Source organism: Paenibacillus sp. 01L418 (assembly GCF_056400045.1).
The window spans coordinates 1-3756 of record NZ_JBFTSN010000540.1 but is presented as its reverse complement, the minus strand read 5'-3'; the positions used below and the strand labels follow the sequence as shown (position 1 = coordinate 3756).

The following is a 3756-nucleotide window of genomic DNA, read 5'->3' as shown; positions in this document are numbered from 1 at the left end:
GGCAATGAAATAAGTGAAGATGAAAAGCCTTCGGATAAATCTGTAGGCTCTTTCATGTGTTCGTGATCAAGATTCGTGTGATTCGTGTGGTAGGGGACATATGTAGGAATTTCTACTTCTATTTCTATTTCTACTCATAACAATGCCTTCTCTCGACAAATTCTTTGATAATTCCACTAAATTTTAACATACCAAACAAAGTATGAATACACAATTTGAGCAAAAAATAAGCTGATATTATTGGATTGATGTAGAGTCAGAAATTGAGACTTCATCTAAAGTGTTACATCGTTAGAACCGGARTGAGCAAAAACTAAAAAAAGGGCCCTGATGAAGAGCCAATTCATAAATCAAATCATAAATAAAAATCATGCTATCCGCGTTGTAACAGTAAATAGCCGGATACAGCTGTTGTTCTCTTGCTAACAACTACAATAAAGCCGTTCTTCTTCAAGCATTTTATTGCAGGGATAAGGAGCGAGCCTGAAGTTAGTTTGCTTTCACAAGGTTTAGCACTGCCGATGACACGGGAAGCAGTAATTTTGCGAGCAGAACCGGGGATAAGCGGGTTTCTTGTCCAGGATACTAATACTAAATCAGGTTCTAAAGGAATACCTACAGAAGACATATCTATCACCTCGCTTTCACTAGACTCTATATCAAATGCTGGAGGATGATAGATTGTGACTTAAATGATGCCTTTTTTTGAGATACATTGAAATGATAGATTGATAAGTAGTATAAAATTAAAAGTAAATCAGAAAAAAGAGCCGTCAGGATGTTTTCCTGCGAATTTGCGAATCAGTCACTGTAAACAGGTATTAAAAACGTCAAATTCTTAAGTAAATTAAGTTTAGTTGGTTATGGTAAGCTTTTAAAACGATTACATAATATATTTCGTTCAAGGGAGATAGTACTATATCATTAATTAAATATTGCCTTTTATTTGTTCGACATAGCAAAACGTAAAATCGAAATTTGTTTAGGGTACCTCGCTTGTTAATTTCATTATACAGGTGAAAGAAAGGTGTAAAGAGTGTAGAATATGCTCAATAGATTTCCTCTTTTAAGTGAGGTGAGGAATTACGATGTTAACGATTGAACGTTATTTAACGCTGTACGGGCGGTTTGCGAGTGAGCTTGGAGCTGGGGCAGCGGCGGAGGCATCACTTGAGAAAATAGCTGAGGCGCTGTATTGTACGGAACGAAATGCCAAGCTTGTCCTCCGCAAACTGTCAGAGGAAGGCTTCATCGAGTGGAAGGCAGGAAGAGGCAGGGGCAACCGATCACAGATTACTTTCCGGAAAGACCGGGAGAAGCTGCTTCTGGATCTGTCACGACAATATGCCGAAGACGGTGATTATAATAAGGCTTTTCATCTTCTCCAGAACTTTGGGGAAGGAACGGCGGCCAATGAGAAATTTATGGAGTGGATGAGAGGCAGCTTTGGCTTCCACAAACAGCAGGGGAAACTGGCCGATGTGCTGCGCCTTCCTATTACAAGGACGATCATGACTTTGGATCCGGCAGAATGTATCTTTTCATTTGATGCGCATATCATTCAGCAGATTTGTGACAGACTTGTTGTGCTGGAGGAGAATACGGGCCGGATATTGCCCGGTATCGCCCATGAGTGGGAATGCAATGAGGATGCTACAGTATGGACTTTTCATCTGAGGAAAAGCGTATTATTCCATGACGGAACTGAACTTACTGCAGCTGATGTTGTTTTTACGATAGAACGTCTGAGAAGCGGAAAACTGAATAGCTGGATTATGCGGTCGCTGGACAGAGTCGAAGCCATATCAGAACGGATTGTACGCATTCAATTGCATAAACCCAACTGGTTATTTCTCAAATATGCCTGCTCCGTTGTAATGTCAATATTGCCTTCAGGGCTGCTGGGGCAAAGCGAAGAGATGTWCTGGAAGCGTCCCATTGGCACAGGCCCTTTCCAGATTGAAGAGTGGAACAGTGGAAGGCTGCTGCTTGAAGCAAATGTACAATATTTTCAATCACGTCCTCATTTGGACCAGGTCGAAATCGTACATGTACCGCAGCATGAAGCTCTTAAGGCCAATGTGGCAAGTTGGAAGCAGCTGATCTGTGATCCGAAGCAGCAGGCTGTGATGGAAGAGGACGGCTGGATCAAGCTTGAATCCAAGAATGTCTGTACGAGTATGCTGAGCTTTAACATGCAGAGAGCAGGGCTTCAGCAGTCGCAGATGTTCCGCACTATTTTAGATCAGCTGCTTGACCGGAATCGAATGATTCGCGAACTTGGAGGCTACCGGTATATGCCGGCCAAAGGTTTTTTCCCTAAATCAGAACCTTTTGAAGGAATAAGGGAAACAGGTTGTGATGAGGAGCTGCGCAAGCAGATTATCCGATACGGATTCGATCAATCGCCGATTACGTTATGTTCGCATACGAGTAATGAGGCTGATGCCCGATGGATTCAGAAGCAGTGTACCGACTATGGCATTAAGATGCAAGTTCGTGTTGAGTCACCGGAGAAWGTGCTGGACGAGGTTGATATGACGCTGTATTCGCTCGTATTTCCTGAGGATGAGGTTAGTTTGATCGAGAGCTGTGAACAGGAAGACAGCTTCTTGAAGAGACTGATGGCGCCAGAGCTGTCGGTTTGGACACTTGATCGATTTGATGAAGCGCTTGCTTGCAGGAATTCGCCAGACCGAATGGCTATTTACACAGAAATTGAAGAGAGAATTCGAGAGGAGTACCAGGTCTTATTCTTGCTTCATAGTAAATTTTATACCGACTACCATCCTTCTTTAAAAGGAGTTCGGATCAATTCGCTCGGCTGGATTGATTTCAAACACATTTGGCGTGCCTAACAATTGGTTCCTCTTTTTACATCTTTAAAATAAATAATGAGATTTAGAAAATCCCCCTCGAAAGCTATTCAGAGGAGGATTTATTTCATTGCTTGGATCTAATTAACTAAAGGACTCAGCAGCCTTTATAAAAGTTTCTTGCTTATATTCTACTGGTCTTTCTTGAATACTTTAAAAATTATAAAATGTTAAAAGTTCATTGAACAATTCGAGTACTGCTTAAGGGGAATCGCGCGAATTATTCGCCGTTAGACCCATTATGGTGAGCCTTACCCTAAATAAGAAAAAAAGCATTTCCTGGATATTTCATTATTTTAAAAATCCTTGTATCTTTTTTTTAATTGGGTTTTCTTATTTTGAGAGGCGTATCGATATGACAAGGGGGATGGTGCTGAAGGATCTGCAGATATAACTAAACGGAATTGATAATACACAGTTGGTCGAGACCCTAATTTGTAGTCAATGAAAAGCCATAGGCAGAGAGCTAAAACCGACAGGATTTCGACAACTGGTTGCGATTCTTGTCTCACAAACAGGGAGAAGTCTCCATAATAGTAGGGAGGCTTTTTTCCTGTTTTTGCATGTGCTTTGGATTTTCGATATCGTTATAAATGATGGCGTTTATTACATTTGTGCAAAGTCTTCTGGCTGCATAGCATCCCATTCATCGCTTCGATATGCTTTACCATTATATCTTACATAATACAGCATATTCAGGTTTTTAATTTCTTGTTTTAATACTTTCTTATCAAATGGTCCATTTCCGAAAATTTCATTTAAATCTTCATTCAATAAATTCAAAATTTCATCCGGCATCATGGCGTTACTGTTATCGATAAGCTCTACCCCTGAGTACTCCAAGTTCATTTTAATTTTAAACCCCGAACTGACAATCCCT

The 3756-nt window shown here is 40.7% G+C and carries 3 protein-coding genes; 1 reads left to right on the top strand and 2 read right to left on the bottom strand.

What is annotated here, in order from left to right; genetic code table 11:
* Positions 1 to 373: 373 nt before the first annotated feature.
* Positions 374 to 628, bottom strand: a complete 255-nt coding sequence (locus tag AC1DSE_RS32225; protein ID WP_339208871.1) for a hypothetical protein — start codon at positions 626 to 628, stop codon at positions 374 to 376.
* Between the two features lie 460 nt (positions 629 to 1088).
* On the opposite strand from AC1DSE_RS32225, the gene AC1DSE_RS32220 reads away from it, so the two are divergent.
* On the top strand, positions 1089 to 2858 hold the full coding sequence (locus AC1DSE_RS32220; protein WP_477528832.1) for an ABC transporter substrate-binding protein: 1770 nt from the start codon (positions 1089 to 1091) through the stop codon (positions 2856 to 2858).
* A 624-nt stretch (positions 2859 to 3482) separates the two neighbouring features.
* Here the strand turns inward: AC1DSE_RS32220 and AC1DSE_RS32215 are convergent.
* Positions 3483 to 3756 (bottom strand): hypothetical protein (locus AC1DSE_RS32215; protein ID WP_477528831.1); only part of this gene is annotated, 274 nt, incomplete at its 5' end.